We start from the raw sequence: 13,197 nt of genomic DNA on the forward strand, positions 1-13,197 counted from the left end.
TCGGCACTGGCGCCGGCCAACGCTGCGACGGCTAGAGCTTGGTGCGGGACTGGTCGAGCACTACGGCGGCGAGCGCGAACATGACCACCGCCATCCCGACGAACTGCCACAGCGACACCTGATCACCTAGGAACACCCAGGCCATCAGCGTGCTGGTGACGGGGATGGCAAGCGTCATCGTGGAGCCCAGCCACGACGGGATGCGCACCAGCGACCAGTTCATCAGCATGTGGCTGGCGACGCCGGGGCCGATGGCCATGATGCCCAGCCACAGCCACGCCCCCGCCGATGGCCAGTCGAAGACCTGTCCCGAGGCGAGCGCGAACGGCGTGGCCACCAGCGAGCACACCAGCGCGCTGCCGCCGGTGTACTGGGCTGCTGCGATCTTCTGCGTGCTGAGCTTGGAGAACACGAAATAGCCCGTCCAGGCGAACAGCGCGCCGAATGCCAGCAGGTCGCCGAACACGCTCCACTCGGTCAGGCCCGATGAGCCCAACACCACGATCGCGATGCCGCTGATCGCCACCAGCGCCAGTCCCCAATGGCGCCGGCCCGGCTGTTCGCCGAAGATCCTGGGCGCCAAGAACAGCATCAGCAGCGGCTGCAGCGAGGCAACCACCGTGGCGTTGGCCACCGTGGTCATCCGCAAAGCGACGAAGAACAGCATGATGTCGAACGCCAGCGAGAACCCGCCCCAGAACGAGATCTTGATGGACGACAGGCGGAGCGGTGTGCGGTTGGCCCACAGGAACAGCGCGACCAGCCCGGTGTAGAGCCACATCCGCCAGAACACGACGGCCAGCGGCCCCAGTTCGGAGATGCCCTTGGCGATCACGCCCGAGGCGGCCCATCCCACCATCGCCACGGCAGCGGCGGGCACGCCGAGCGCACGCTCGGACAGCGCGGGTGCGCCGCGCCCCCCGTACGGCGCTCCCGGCGCCGACCCCGATCCCATGTCGGCCATGTGCGTGCTCCAGCCCGCCGTTCCCGTCTGCAAGTCACGGCCGCGGGCACGCCGAGCCGACCCAGAGGATTGCTGCGGCGAACACTACGCCCAGCGAGCACGGCCAGTGCAGTTGCCCGGGGCCAAGACCCAGAGGCAGAGCCCCGGGTCCGAGCGGCCGGTGAGCGGAGCGAACAAGAGCGGGGAGCACAGGGCGAAGCCGCGGCTTGAGTGGCCTGGGAGCGAATCGAGTTAATCGCCTTCTCTGTGTTCGGCGATCTCGCGTGATTCGGCGGCAGCGGCGCTGAAGATGCCGATCGACATGAGCCCTTGCTCAGCAGTCCGCCGGGCTTCGTAGATCTCCGCTCGCACGCCATGGAGGCTCGTCGATGCCGGGTCAGCCGCCACGGCCAGCTCGATCAGGTGGCAGGCCAGCTTGAGGTCGCCCGCCTCAACCAGTTCCTGCGCCCGTGTCGCGAACGCCGCAGCCCCGCCACCCATTCGCACCAGCTCGTCGGCCAGCTCGGCCCTGGGGGAGGGCTTGAGATTCGACGGGTCCAGATCCCACCATCCCCCGTATTGGCGCCAGATGTTGCGGATGACGAATTCGGGTTCGTCATAGACCGGCCGCATCCACGGGCGCGACAGCCACTCGGCTGGCAACGAGACGGTCTGGAGGATCTCGTCGAGCGACGCCCCCGAGTTCATGAGCTCGATCGTCTGGCTCACCAGCGCCTCCAACGCTTCAACCAGCGACAGCAGCACGGTGCCGATGCGCTCGCGGCCCCGCACCGGCGGCCCGTGCGCCGGGATCAGCAGCTCGGGTTCGAGGGAATCCATCTGACGCAGCGCCCGGGCCCACTCCAACGGGTAACGCTGCACTTTCTGGGGGTTGCCGGCGTTCGGGAACACCCACGCCACCAGGTCGCCGGGGCAGATGGCGCGGTGCGAGGGCACCCACGCCCACGTGTGGTCGTCGGTCTCGCCCTTGTCGTGGTGCAGTTCGAAGTCGAGCCCGCCGACCGACAGCGAGTCTTGCGTGCTGAAGGTGCGGTTCGGCCAGAGCGCGTCGGACGGCAGGAAGTGGTCGTCGTCGAAGGCGATGCCCACCCCGCGCTGCCGCAGCCCGATTCCGAACTGGCGCCGGTTGATGATGAGGTTGTAGCCGTTGGTGGCGTTGTAACGCTCGAAGCGCGGGACCACGTTGTCATGCCCGACCACATCGGGTAGCGGCTGGCCGCGTTCGACCGCATCGGCGGCCAGTGCACCGCTGCCGCCCACATGGTCGATATGGCCGTGTGTGTAGAGCAGCGTGTTGACCCGATCGGCGGACCAGCCGCGCAGCGAGTCCATCACCGCTGCGCCGCTGAACGGGCCGCTGGCATCGAAGCACACCAGGCCGTCGTCGGTGCCGAAGGCCACCATGTTGCTGAACGCCTCGATCACCGCGACGTTGTCGTCGATCTCGCTCAGGGCGCTGTTGACCCGCACGACTTGCTCGTCGGCTACGCCGGTGTCGATGAGCCGGCTCGACAGCTCGATGGGATCGATGGTCTTCGAAGGCGCCACAACGCTTCCTTCCGGTTCGAGCGGTGGACCTCGGCACCGCCGACGCTCGGGCGACGGCAGCCACCGCTTTGCCAGTCTTGTCGCCGGTACGCCGAGCGAAGCACCAGCGAGCAGCGACGGGAGCATGCAGGTGAGACCGGCTGTCGGAAAACGGGACTTGGCTACATTGGCGAGGCCCGTCGCAACGCTGGAACAGCCCAGCGCGATCGGGCTCAGCAAAAGGGGACTCCATGGCCGACGCAGAACACCGCCCAGTGGCGCTCACCGACGACATGCGTATGAAGTTCAACGCGGTGTCCACGGCGACGCTTGCGGGCCAGATGCAGCGGCGGGGGATGCGGAACAGCTTCCTCAACGGCCTGCGACCGCTCAACGAGGGCCAGCGCATGCTCGGCTATGCCCACACGCTGCGCTTCGTGCCCAAGCGTGAAGACTTCGAGCGCCGGCTGCAGGGGCCGAACGCGCAGCGCCGCGCCGTGGAGTCCATCGAGCCCGAAGAGGTGCTCATCGTGGAGGCCCGGGGAGAGCCGCACGCCGGCACCATCGGCGACATCTTCACCATGCGCATCAAGCACCTCGGTGCTACCGGCTTCGTCACCGACGGTGCGCTGCGCGACACGCCAGCCGTGGCCGATGTCGGCCTGGCCGTGTATCACCAGTCATCCCACGCGGCGACCCTCGGTCGGGTGCATACACCGCTCGAACACCAGGTGCCCATCGCATGCGCCGGCGTCACGGTGTTCCCAGGCGACATCATCGTGGGCGACGGCGAAGGGGCCGTGGTCATCCCGGCGCTGCTTGCCGCGGAGGTCGCCGACGACTCCTATGCCCAGGAGCTCGAAGAGGAGTGGGCCATCGAGCGGGTCGCTGCCGGTGAGAGCTCGATCGGCACGTTCCCCATCGCCAAGGATCGTCGTGCCGAGTTCGAGGAGTGGCTGGCCGAGCGCCAGGGCTGACGTTGACGCCCCAGAGGCTGAGCCGACAGGCGAAGCCGTGGCCCGAGCGGCCGGTGAGCGAAGCGAACAAGAGCGGGATACAACAGGCGCGACAGCCGGAAGGCTCGCCAATCTGCGCGGCCTATATCAGCCCGAAATGCAGGTGGGGCTAGGCTCCTGCGAAGGAAGCAGCGGTCGGCTGGAGGCACCGGCAACACATCCGACAAGGCGGTCAGTCCATGAGCGAAGCGATCAAGAAGCGCACGAGCGCAGTCACGCCGCGGGGCTTGAATCACCTGGTGCTGAACGTGCGTGACATGGAGGAGTCGCATCACTTCTGGTGCGACTTGCTGGGCTTCAAGCAAGTCGGCGAGCTTGAGCCGCGCGACGGCAAGCCGCCGGTCATGAACATGCGCTTCTACAGCGGCGTCATCGACGACGTGAATCACCACGACATCGCACTCGTGGAGCGCCCGGAGCTGCCGGCGCCGCCCGAGAAATGGAGCATGGTCGAGGGCGCCTGCGCAGTGAACCACATCGCGATCACCTATCCGGATCGGGAGTCGTGGCTGGAACAGGTGCAATTCCTCGAGGAGCGGGGAGTGCCGATGAACGTCCGTGTCGATCACGGCATGACCCACAGCGTCTACGTCAACGATCCCAACGGCTACGGCGTGGAAGTGCTGTACGAGCTGCCTGAGGAAATCTGGAAGCACGACATCAACGGGGCTCTCAACTACGCCAAGCGGCTGCCTCCCGAAGACCTGCTGGTTGACGACACCGACTACGAGACCGACTTCTCACCAGCCTGAGCCGCCTGGCCGATGAGGGCAGGCGCACGGGGGCACACGAGATGAGCGAGTCGGTTGAGACATGGTCGCCGATGACCGGCGACGAGTACATCGAGAGTCTGCGAGACGGTCGCACGGTGTACTTCCATGGCGAGAAGGTGCGTGACGTCACCACTCACCCGGCGTTCCGCAACAGCGTCCGGTCGATCGCCCGGCTGTACGACGCGCTCGGCGACCCCGCCCAGCAAGACGTGCTGACGTGCGAGACCGACACCGGCTCGGGCGGCAGGACCCACAAGTTCTTCCGGGTGCCGCGCAGTGTGGACGATCTGATCGGCGCACGCGACGCCATCGTCGGCTGGCAGCGGCTGACCTACGGATGGATGGGCCGCAGCCCCGACTACAAGGCCTCGTTCCTGGCGACGCTCGGTGCGATGCCGGAGTTCTACGGCGACTACCGCGACAACGCCGTCTACTGGTACCAGCGCAGCCAGGAGGAAGTGTCGTACTGGAACCACGCCATCGTGCATCCGCCGGTTGACCGTCATCTGGGCCCGGACCATGCGCGCGACGTGTGCATGCATGTCGAGCGCGAGACCGACAACGGCCTCGTCGTGTCGGGCGCCAAGGTGGTTGCCACCGGCTCGGCGCTGACCCACTACAACTTCATCGCCCAGTACGGCCCGATACCCATTCAGGACCCTGCGTTCGCGATCGTCTGCACCACGCCGATGAACTCGGACGGCGTGAAGCTGATCTGCCGCAACTCCTACGAGCTGCAGGCGGCGGCCACCGGCAGCGTGTTCGACTATCCGCTGTCGAGCCGGCTGGATGAGAACGATTCGATCCTGGTGTTCGATGAGGTGCTGATCCCGTGGGAGAACGTGTTCCTCTACGGCGACGTGGCGAAGGCCAACCGGTTCCTCAACTCGGTCGGCTTTCTCCCGCGTTTCACCTTCCACGGGCTGGCCCGCCTGTGCGTGAAGCTGGACTTCATCGCTGGCTTGCTGTCGAAGGCGCTGCGTGCGACGGGCACGCGGGACTTCCGGGGCGTGCAGGCCAACCTGGGCGAGGTGATTGCCATCCGCAACCTGATGTGGGGCCTCAGCGACGCCATGTGCCGCACTCCCGACCCGTGGGAGAACGGCGCCGTGCAGCCGTCACGGAGCTACGGCATGGCCTACCGCACGTTCTCGCCGTACTTCTATCCCCGCATCAAGGACATCGTCGAGCAGGTGGTGGCCTCGGGCCTGATCTACGTGAACTCGAATGCGGCCGACTTCAAGTCGGACGAGATCCGACCCTACCTGGAGCGCTACGTGCGGGGATCTGACGGCATGCCGGCGTTGGAGCGGATGAAGATCATGAAGCTGCTGTGGGATGCCATGGGCAGCGAGTTCGGCGGCCGCCACGAGCTGTACGAGCGCAACTACGCCGGCAACAACGAGCAGATCCGCTACGAGAATGTGCAGGCAGCCGACATCGCCGCTCCCGGTCAGCCTTCTCTCACCGACATGCTCGAGGGTTTCGCCGAGCAATGCATGGCCGAGTACGACCTCGACGGCTGGAACCTGCCGGGCTTCGTCAATCCCGACGACGTGTCCATCGTGGGCCACGACTGGGATTGAGCCGCCCCGCAGCGGGCGGACGCTCGATCACAACGCAGAGTCGAACGCGGAGTAGATTTTCTGGCGAGCCGCAAGGAGCACGCCGTGAAGTCGATCTTCTTCCATCTGATGCCCTACCCGGAGCTCCCGCCGGACTTCCCCGAGCAGCACCGCTCGGTCTGGGTCGACATCGACCCCAAGCTGTATGACCCCACCGTCGGCCACCAGACATACAACGCGTACCTCGACCAGCTCGAGTTCGCGGCACAGTGCGGGTTCGACGCCGTGGGCATCAACGAGCACCACTCCAACGGCTACGGGCTGATGCCCAGCCCGAACATCATCGCCGCGGCGCTGTCACGCAACTGCCCCGACACCAACATCGTCGTGCTGGGCGACTCGGTGGCGCTGTACAACCCGCCGCTGCGAGTGGCCGAGGAGATCGCCATGCTCGACGGGATCACTGGCGGGCGCATGATCGCCGGCTTCCCGGTGGGCTCGCCGATGGACACCATCTACGCCTACGGCCAGAACCCCGCCACGCTGCGCGAGCGCTACCACGAAGGCGTCGATCTCATCCGCCAGGCATGGACGTCGGACGAGGTGTTCAGCTTCAACGGCAACTACAACAAGCTGCGCTACGTCAACGTGTGGCCCCGGCCGGTGCAGCAGCCCCACCCACCGATCTGGATCCCCGGCGGCGGCTCGGTGGACACCTGGGACTGGTGCGCCGCGGAAGACCTCGTGTACTGCTACCTCAGCTACTTCGGGTACAAGGCCGGCCTACGCACCATGCAGGGCTTCTGGAAGAAGGTGCAGGAGCTCGGCAAGGAGACCAACCCGTTCCAGGGCGGCTTCGCCCAATTCGTCGCCGTGGCTGACACCGAGGCCGAGGCGTGGGATCTGTACCGCGAACCGGCTGAGTACTTCTTCAACACCTGCCTGCACGTGTACGCCGGTTACGCCGACCCGCCGGGTTACAAGACGCCCAACACGGTGCGTGCCGGGGTGGAAGGCATGGTGGAACGAGCCGCGCGGGAAGCCACCGCCCGACGCGAGGCCAACGCCGCCGATGCTGCTAAGGCCGGCAGCGCCAAGCCCTCATACGGCTCGAAGAAGCTGAGCTTCGAGGACATGGTGGAGAAGGGCTACATCATCTTGGGCGACCCCACCCAGGTCACCGAGCAGGTGCACGAGCTGGCCACCACCATGAATGTTGGCCACCTGATGGTGTTCAGCCACTTCGGCAACATGGATCCCGAACTGGTGAAGATGAACACCGAGATGTACGCGACCAAGGTGATGCCAGAGGTTGCGGGCCTGTTCGAGGCCGACTACGAGGACCACTGGTGGCCCAAGACCGACCACCAGCTCGCGCCCGTCGGGAGCCGCGCCCAGTGAACGCAGGCGCACCGCTGGCCGGCCATTTCGCACCGGGCACGCTGCCGTACCGAGACGGACATATCGGCATCGTTGAGCTGGGCGAGGGCCCGACCGTGGGCTACCTGCACGGGATGCTCGGCAATCCCGGCGTGCACGCAGTACTCGAGGAGTTGGCCGCAACGGGCTATCGCGTGGTGGCGCCGAGCCTGCCGGGTTTCACCGGCTCCAGCGAACCCGAAGGGCTGCGAACCCTGCACGACTGGGTGGTCGCGACCAGCGAGGTCGTCGACCTGGCCGGGCTCGCCGGTGCGCCGCTGGTGGCTTCCAGCGTGGGCGCGATGCTGGCGCTCGAGCTGGCGGCTGTACGGCCCGAGGCGTTCGGTTCGATGGTGCTCGTGGCGCCGTTCGGCCTCTGGGACGACAGCGATCCGGTGGCCGACCCGTTCGGCACCACATTGAGCGTGCAGCGGGCGATGCTCACCGAAGACACTGCGGCATCAGCGGCATTCTTCGACGACCCAGCCGACCTGCCGGCTGACATGGTGGTGGAGCACGGCGTGCACCGCTACCTCACACGCACGGCCGCGGCACAGCTGATCTGGCCGCTGCCCGAATGGGGACTGGCCGACCGACTGCACCGGGTGCTGAACCCGGTGACGCTGGTGCACGGCGCCAAGGACCGAATCATCCCGGCGTCATACCTGGAGCGTTGGGCCGAAGCACTGCCGAACGTTGCCGGCACGCACCTGCTGGACGACGCCGGCCACCAAGCCGACTTCGACCAGCCCGCCGAAGTGGCCCGAATCGCCGCCGCTGCCCTCGCCTGAGAACTCAGCAGCTAGACAGATCGGTCGCGCAGCGCCCGGCGGGCCTCGCGGTCCGTTTCTCGCTTGCGAATCGCCTGCCGCTTGTCGTACAGCCGGCGGCCCCGGGCAAGGGCGAGCTCCAGCTTGGCTCGCCCGTCACGGAAGTAGATCTCAAGCGGGATGAGCTGCAGACGGTCCTGCTCAGTTCGGGCCCGCAGCCGGTTGATCTCGGCACGATGCATGAGCAGCTTGCGGGGGCGCTCCACCTCGTGGCCCAAGGTGGGCGATGCATGGGTCCACGGGGCGATGTGCAGGCCCATCAACCACATCTCGTCGTCGCGCACCCGGGCATAGGCGTCGCCCATCTGGGCGCCCCCCGCACGCAGCGACTTCACCTCCGTGCCGCGCAGGACCATGCCGCACTCGAAGGTGTCGAGCACCTCGTAGTTGCGGCGCGCACGGCGATTTGACGCCACGACGGTCCGGTCGCTCGACGACGCGAGCGAAGGTGAGCCTCCTCGTTGCGTCACCTGTTACCTCCCGCTCTTGTTCGCTTCGCTCACGGGCCGCTCGGGCCACGGCTTCGCCTATCGGCTCAGCCTCTGCTCCATCAACCCGAGGGTACGGCTGGCGCGGCCCGTAGAATCCTGAGTCAATAGGTCAGGAATCGCCGAGGCGGCTTGCAAGTTCCTGGCCGACAATTGGCTAGCCGCCGAACCGGGAGCTCCGATGGCTGTCACCGTCCGCCTGCCGACCGTCCTGCGTCCCCACGCCAACGGGCAGTCACGGGTTGACGCCGAGGCCAGCACCGTGGCTGAGGCCATGTCGTGGCTGGTCGGCGAGTTTCCCGGCATCGCCCCCAACCTGCTCGCAGAAGACGGCAGCCTGCACCGCTTCGTGAACGTCTATGTCAACGACGAGGATGTGCGCTACCTGTCCCAGATGGACACTGCGCTGTCCGACGGCGACGAGCTGTCGATCCTGCCTGCCGTCGCCGGTGGCTGAGCCGGTCCGGCCCCGCACCGGCACTTACGGCTGAGCCGGCACGTGGCCGTCTATCGCTCTGTCGACGAGCTGATCGGCGCCACGCCCACCCTCGACGTCAGCCGACTCAGCCCCAACCCGACGGTCGAGCTGTACGCCAAGCTGGAAGGGCACAACCCGACCGGCTCGGTCAAAGACCGGGTTGCGCTGGCGATGCTGGACAGCGCTGAGGCCGAAGGCCGCCTCGCGCCCGGATCGGTGATCGTCGAGCCCTCGTCGGGCAACACCGGCATCGCGCTGGCCATGCTCGGGCAGCGCCGCGGCTACCGGGTCAAGATCGTGCTGCCGGGCAACGTCACCGCCGAACGGCGGCAGATGCTCGAGATCTTCGGCGCCGAGATCATCGCCAGCCCGGCCGAACAGGGCTCCAACGGGGCTGTGCGGCTCGCAGTGGAGCTGGCCGAGGCCAACCCCGACTGGACGATGCTCTACCAGTACGGGAACGAGGCCAATCCCGAGGTGCACTACCGCACCACCGGTCCTGAGATCGTCGCCGACGTTCCCGGCATCACGCACTTCGTGGCGGGGCTGGGCACCAGCGGCACGCTGCTGGGCGTCGGCCGGTACCTCAAGGAGCGCTCGCCTGACGTGCAGGTGTGGGCGGTCGAACCTCCGGCGGGCGAGCAGGTGGAGGGCCTGCGCAGCCTCGACGACGGGTACGTGCCGCCCATCTTCGAGCAGTGGGGCGGCGTCGATCTGCTGGACCGCAAGATGATCGTGCGCCCGCGGGAGTCGATCGAGGCGACGCGGATGCTGGCGGCCGAAGGCGTGTTCTCGGGCATCTCGGGCGGCGCGGCGCTGGCCGGTGCACGCAAGGCGGCTGCCCGCATCGAGGAAGGCATCATCGTGTTCATCGTGAGCGACCACGGCTGGAAATACCTGTCGGTCGGCGCCTGGACCGACGACCTCGATGCTGCCGCAGTCCAGGCCGAGAACGTCATCTACTTCTGACCGTCTCTGCAGGCAGTTCGGCGGTTGATCGCCCGAGTCGCTGTCGTACCGTTGCCGGCATGAGGGGCGCCAGATCCCGACGCCGGGCGGCGGTGGTGGCCGCGATGCTGGCGGTGGCCGCGGGCGCCTGCACGGGTCCGCCGCTGCGGGTTGCCCCCACGCCGCCGTCCACCAGCGCCCTGTCCCTCGACATCACCGCAACAACGCTGCTGCCCTCGCAAACATCATCTGAGCGTCCTGCTGCAGTGCTGGTGACAGCTCCGGCGGGAAGCGATGCGGGTACGGCCTTCGACGCTGCTGCTGCGACAACAGCGCCTGAGCGGCTCGGCGGGGCTGCAGTGCCCCGTCCCGAAGGCGTCGTGCTCGCCAGCGACGGCCTCGGACTCGTGCCGTTCGGCACCGACGCGCAAGCCGCCCTGGACGCGCTCACCGTCGCGCTCGGCCAGCCGGTTGCCGACAGCGGCTGGACCGACACGTTCTCGATCTACGGGGACTGCCCCGGCAGCCGGCTGCGAGCCGTGGAATGGCCAGGCCTGCTGGCCCTGTTCGGGAATGCAGAAGATGGCTACCAGCACCGCGACGCGGGCGATGAGCACTTCATGACCTGGCGCTTGGGAGCGTTCGGACCCGACCCGTACATGCTGCAAACGGCCGAGGGGATCGGCGTCGGCGCCGGCCGTGCCGAGGTCGCCGAAGCATACCCGGCGGCCACTTTCCACCCCGCAACCGCCAGCGAGTCGGCCTCGGTATCGCTCGCAACCAGCGGCGGGCGGCTCGTCGGCGTTTTCGACGAAGCCGGCGTTCTCCGGTTGCTCGAAGCAGGAACGCGCTGCCCGATCGGCTGAAGTTCTGTTGGGCTGGGCACGATGCGAGAAGCCTCGCCTACCTGCGTAGTATCGGCCTCCGTGAGCAAGCTCTCGGTGACGGTGTTGGGTTGTTCGGGCAGCTACGCCGCCGCTGGCGAGTCGTGCAGCGGGTACCTCGTGCGCAGCGAAGCCACGAACCTGTGGGTGGACTGCGGGCCCGGCACCTTCGCCAACCTGCAATCCCATGTGCCGCTGGAGACGGTGGATGCGCTGCTGGTGAGCCATCACCACCCGGATCACTGCGCGGAGCTGCCGGTGATCTACAACGCAGCCAAGTGGTACATGGGCATCGAGAGCATGCGGGTGCTCGCCACCGAGGGCGTGCGTGAGGTCACCGAGGTGTACGGCGACAGCTCGGATCTCTTCGGCTGGGAGATGGTGAAGGACTCGTCGGAGGCGCGCGTCGGCGACATCGACGTGCTGTTCTCCCGCACCGATCACCCGGTGGAGACGCTGGCGATGCGCTTCGAGTGCGACGGCAAGTCGATCGTCTATACGTCCGACACCGGTCGGGGCTGGGCACTGTCTGCGCTCAGCCGTGACGTCGGGCGGCCGTCGCCGGATCTCGTGGTGGGTGAGGGCACGCTGCTGCACGCAACCGACAATCCCGAGATCCCGCATGTCAGCGCAGCTTGGCTGGCAGCCGACGCCAACGACGTCGGTGCACGCCAGCTCGTGGTGACCCATGTGCCGCCCGGTTCGGATCCGCAGGATCATCTGACCGAGGCGGGCGAGGTATTCAACGGCGACGTGGCAGTCGCACGCACCGGCGCAACGTTCTGGGCGTGAACGCTGTGCTTTTCGTGCCTGCCGAGACCCGGTCGTGACGCGCGCCGACGGCCGGACGCCGGGCGACCTGCGGCCCGTCACGTTCGAACGAGACTTCACCGACCAGACACCTGGCTCGGTGCTCGTGTCGTTCGGGCGCACCAGGGTGCTGTGCACCGTGTCGATCGACGACGACGTGCCGCGCTGGATGCGCGGCCGCGGGACCGGCTGGGTGACTGCCGAGTATGCGATGCTGCCCGGCTCGAGTGGGGAGCGTGTCGGCCGGGAGTCGAAGCGAGGCAAGCAGAAGGGCCGCACGCTCGAGATCGAGCGTCTGGTCGGGCGGGCGCTGCGAGCCGTGTGCGACATGGCGGCGTTGGGCGAGCGCGAGGTCACGGTCGACTGCGACGTGCTGCAGGCCGACGGGGGCACCCGCACCGCTTCGATCTGCGGTGGCTATGTGGCGTTGCACGACGCATGCACCCGTCTGGTCAGCAGCGGGGCCATCAGCCGGCATCCCCTCATCGACGAGTGCGCAGCCATCTCGGTGGGGATTGTCGACGGCGAGGCCCGTCTGGATCTGCCCTACGAGGAGGACTCGCGCGCAGAGGTGGACATGAACGTCGTGATGACGGGACAGGGTCGCTTCGTTGAGGTGCAGGGCACCGCCGAGGGCGATCCGTTCGACGACGCCCAGCTCGGCGCAATGCTGGCACTGGCCCGCTCTGGCGTCAGCGAGATCGTCGATCTGCAGCGAGCTGCACTGGCCACGCCGCCAACGTGACGTCGGGCACGCCAGGGTGACTGTGATGGGAAGGCCCTGACGCAGTGCGGCTGGTGATGGCCTCGGCCAATCCGCACAAGGCTGTCGAGATCGCTGCGGTGCTGGCCGAAGCGATGCCCGCTGTCGAGATCGTGCCGCGGCCTCCAGAACTCGGCGATGTGGCTGAAGACGGCGAGACGCTGGCAGACAATGCGCTGATCAAGGCGAGGTTCGTGTGCGCAGCGGCTGGTGAGCCGTCCATTGCCGATGACACCGGGCTGGAAGTGGATGCCTTGGGCGGCGCGCCCGGCGTGTACAGCGCCCGCTATGCCGGGCCCGAAGCCGACTCAGCGGCAAACTTGGCCAAGCTCATGGCGGCGCTCGTCGATGTGCCCCCGTCTCAGCGGACGGCTCGTTTCCGCACGGTGGTCGCGCTGGTGTACGAAGGAGCGGCACCCCAGCTGGGTGCGCATGAGCACCCGTCTGTTGAGCGACCTCACGTGCTGGCTGAAGGTGTGGTCGAGGGTGCGATCGCGATGGCACCGCGTGGCGATGGCGGGTTTGGCTACGACCCCGTCTTTGTTCCGCGCGAAGCGGCGCCGCTGACATTCGCCGAGATGTCAGCCGAAGCCAAGAACCGGATCAGCCACCGCGGTCGCGCCCTGCGCGCGCTCTTGGCGAAGCTGTGAGCGCTTCAAGCACCACGGGGCACGACGTCGCGAGATGGCTGACGCCCTCAGTCTCCCGATAGGCCGGGGCGGACTCGTCGGT

Annotated in this window: 14 protein-coding genes; 11 read left to right on the forward strand and 3 right to left on the reverse strand. The window is 67.5% G+C overall.

Annotation, left to right across the window (positions count from 1 at the left end; all coding sequences use genetic code 11):
- Nucleotides 1-31: 31 nt before the first annotated feature.
- Nucleotides 32-964, reverse strand: coding sequence for a DMT family transporter (locus ACOGI8_RS05670; RefSeq protein WP_419855916.1), 933 nt, complete (start codon nt 962-964; stop codon nt 32-34).
- 231 nt (nt 965-1,195) lie between these two features.
- Complete coding sequence (locus ACOGI8_RS05675; protein ID WP_419855917.1) at nt 1,196-2,731, reverse strand: alkyl sulfatase dimerization domain-containing protein; 1,536 nt, start codon at nt 2,729-2,731, stop codon at nt 1,196-1,198.
- An 11-nt stretch (nt 2,732-2,742) separates the two neighbouring features.
- Between ACOGI8_RS05675 and ACOGI8_RS05680 the strand changes: the two genes are divergently transcribed.
- From ACOGI8_RS05680 to ACOGI8_RS05700, 5 genes are all read left to right on the forward strand, one after another.
- The gene (locus ACOGI8_RS05680; RefSeq protein ID WP_419855918.1) at nt 2,743-3,468 is read left to right on the forward strand and encodes a hypothetical protein; all 726 of its coding nucleotides are present in this window, start codon (nt 2,743-2,745) and stop codon (nt 3,466-3,468) included.
- Between the two features lie 218 nt (nt 3,469-3,686).
- Nucleotides 3,687-4,259, forward strand: a complete 573-nt coding sequence (locus ACOGI8_RS05685) for a VOC family protein (protein ID WP_419855919.1) — start codon at nt 3,687-3,689, stop codon at nt 4,257-4,259.
- Nucleotides 4,260-4,300: 41 nt separating this feature from the next.
- The gene (locus ACOGI8_RS05690; protein ID WP_419855920.1) at nt 4,301-5,866 is read left to right on the forward strand and encodes a 4-hydroxyphenylacetate 3-hydroxylase family protein; all 1,566 of its coding nucleotides are present in this window, start codon (nt 4,301-4,303) and stop codon (nt 5,864-5,866) included.
- Nucleotides 5,867-5,950: 84 nt separating this feature from the next.
- Nucleotides 5,951-7,246, forward strand: a complete 1,296-nt coding sequence (locus ACOGI8_RS05695; RefSeq protein WP_419855921.1) for an LLM class flavin-dependent oxidoreductase — start codon at nt 5,951-5,953, stop codon at nt 7,244-7,246.
- On the forward strand, nt 7,243-8,055 hold the full coding sequence (locus ACOGI8_RS05700; protein WP_419855922.1) for an alpha/beta fold hydrolase: 813 nt from the start codon (nt 7,243-7,245) through the stop codon (nt 8,053-8,055). Before ACOGI8_RS05695 ends, ACOGI8_RS05700 begins: the two co-directional genes overlap by 4 nt.
- A gap of 11 nt (nt 8,056-8,066) precedes the next feature.
- Here the strand turns inward: ACOGI8_RS05700 and smpB are convergent, their stop codons facing one another.
- Nucleotides 8,067-8,564, reverse strand: a complete 498-nt coding sequence (gene smpB / locus ACOGI8_RS05705; RefSeq protein WP_419855923.1) for an SsrA-binding protein SmpB — start codon at nt 8,562-8,564, stop codon at nt 8,067-8,069.
- A gap of 199 nt (nt 8,565-8,763) precedes the next feature.
- Between smpB and ACOGI8_RS05710 the strand changes: the two genes are divergently transcribed.
- The 6 genes from ACOGI8_RS05710 to rdgB are packed head-to-tail and all read left to right on the forward strand — an operon-like array spanning nt 8,764 to nt 13,115.
- Complete coding sequence (locus ACOGI8_RS05710) at nt 8,764-9,039, forward strand: ubiquitin-like small modifier protein 1 (RefSeq protein ID WP_323673380.1); 276 nt, start codon at nt 8,764-8,766, stop codon at nt 9,037-9,039.
- A gap of 42 nt (nt 9,040-9,081) precedes the next feature.
- Nucleotides 9,082-10,029: a PLP-dependent cysteine synthase family protein gene (locus ACOGI8_RS05715; RefSeq protein WP_419855924.1), complete on the forward strand. Its 948-nt coding sequence runs from the start codon at nt 9,082-9,084 to the stop codon at nt 10,027-10,029.
- Nucleotides 10,030-10,088: 59 nt separating this feature from the next.
- Nucleotides 10,089-10,874, forward strand: a complete 786-nt coding sequence (locus ACOGI8_RS05720) for a hypothetical protein (RefSeq protein ID WP_419855925.1) — start codon at nt 10,089-10,091, stop codon at nt 10,872-10,874.
- A 60-nt stretch (nt 10,875-10,934) separates the two neighbouring features.
- Nucleotides 10,935-11,684 carry an MBL fold metallo-hydrolase gene (locus ACOGI8_RS05725; RefSeq protein WP_323673377.1) on the forward strand — a complete coding sequence of 250 codons (750 nt, stop codon included), beginning with the start codon at nt 10,935-10,937 and terminating at the stop codon, nt 11,682-11,684.
- Between the two features lie 34 nt (nt 11,685-11,718).
- Complete coding sequence (gene rph / locus ACOGI8_RS05730; protein WP_419855926.1) at nt 11,719-12,447, forward strand: ribonuclease PH; 729 nt, start codon at nt 11,719-11,721, stop codon at nt 12,445-12,447.
- Between the two features lie 56 nt (nt 12,448-12,503).
- Nucleotides 12,504-13,115 carry an RdgB/HAM1 family non-canonical purine NTP pyrophosphatase gene (gene rdgB, locus ACOGI8_RS05735; RefSeq protein WP_419856369.1) on the forward strand — a complete coding sequence of 204 codons (612 nt, stop codon included), beginning with the start codon at nt 12,504-12,506 and terminating at the stop codon, nt 13,113-13,115.
- The last annotated feature ends 82 nt before the right edge of the window (nt 13,116-13,197 follow it).

The organism is Candidatus Poriferisodalis sp., assembly GCF_965204195.1.
Lineage (GTDB): Bacteria > Actinomycetota > Acidimicrobiia > Acidimicrobiales > Poriferisodalaceae > Poriferisodalis.

Bases quoted from the DNA above. Each gene is read 5' to 3' on its own strand.
- ACOGI8_RS05710 (WP_323673380.1), top strand. From the start codon at position 8,764: ATGGCTGTCACCGTCCGCCTGCCGACCGTCCTGCGTCCCCACGCCAAC.
- ACOGI8_RS05670 (WP_419855916.1), bottom strand. From the start codon at position 964: ATGGCCGACATGGGATCGGGGTCGGCGCCGGGAGCGCCGTACGGGGGG.
- ACOGI8_RS05685 (WP_419855919.1), top strand. From the start codon at position 3,687: ATGAGCGAAGCGATCAAGAAGCGCACGAGCGCAGTCACGCCGCGGGGC.
- ACOGI8_RS05690 (WP_419855920.1), top strand. From the start codon at position 4,301: ATGAGCGAGTCGGTTGAGACATGGTCGCCGATGACCGGCGACGAGTAC.
- ACOGI8_RS05680 (WP_419855918.1), top strand. From the start codon at position 2,743: ATGGCCGACGCAGAACACCGCCCAGTGGCGCTCACCGACGACATGCGT.
- rdgB (WP_419856369.1), top strand. From the start codon at position 12,504: ATGGCCTCGGCCAATCCGCACAAGGCTGTCGAGATCGCTGCGGTGCTG.
- ACOGI8_RS05720 (WP_419855925.1), top strand. From the start codon at position 10,089: ATGAGGGGCGCCAGATCCCGACGCCGGGCGGCGGTGGTGGCCGCGATG.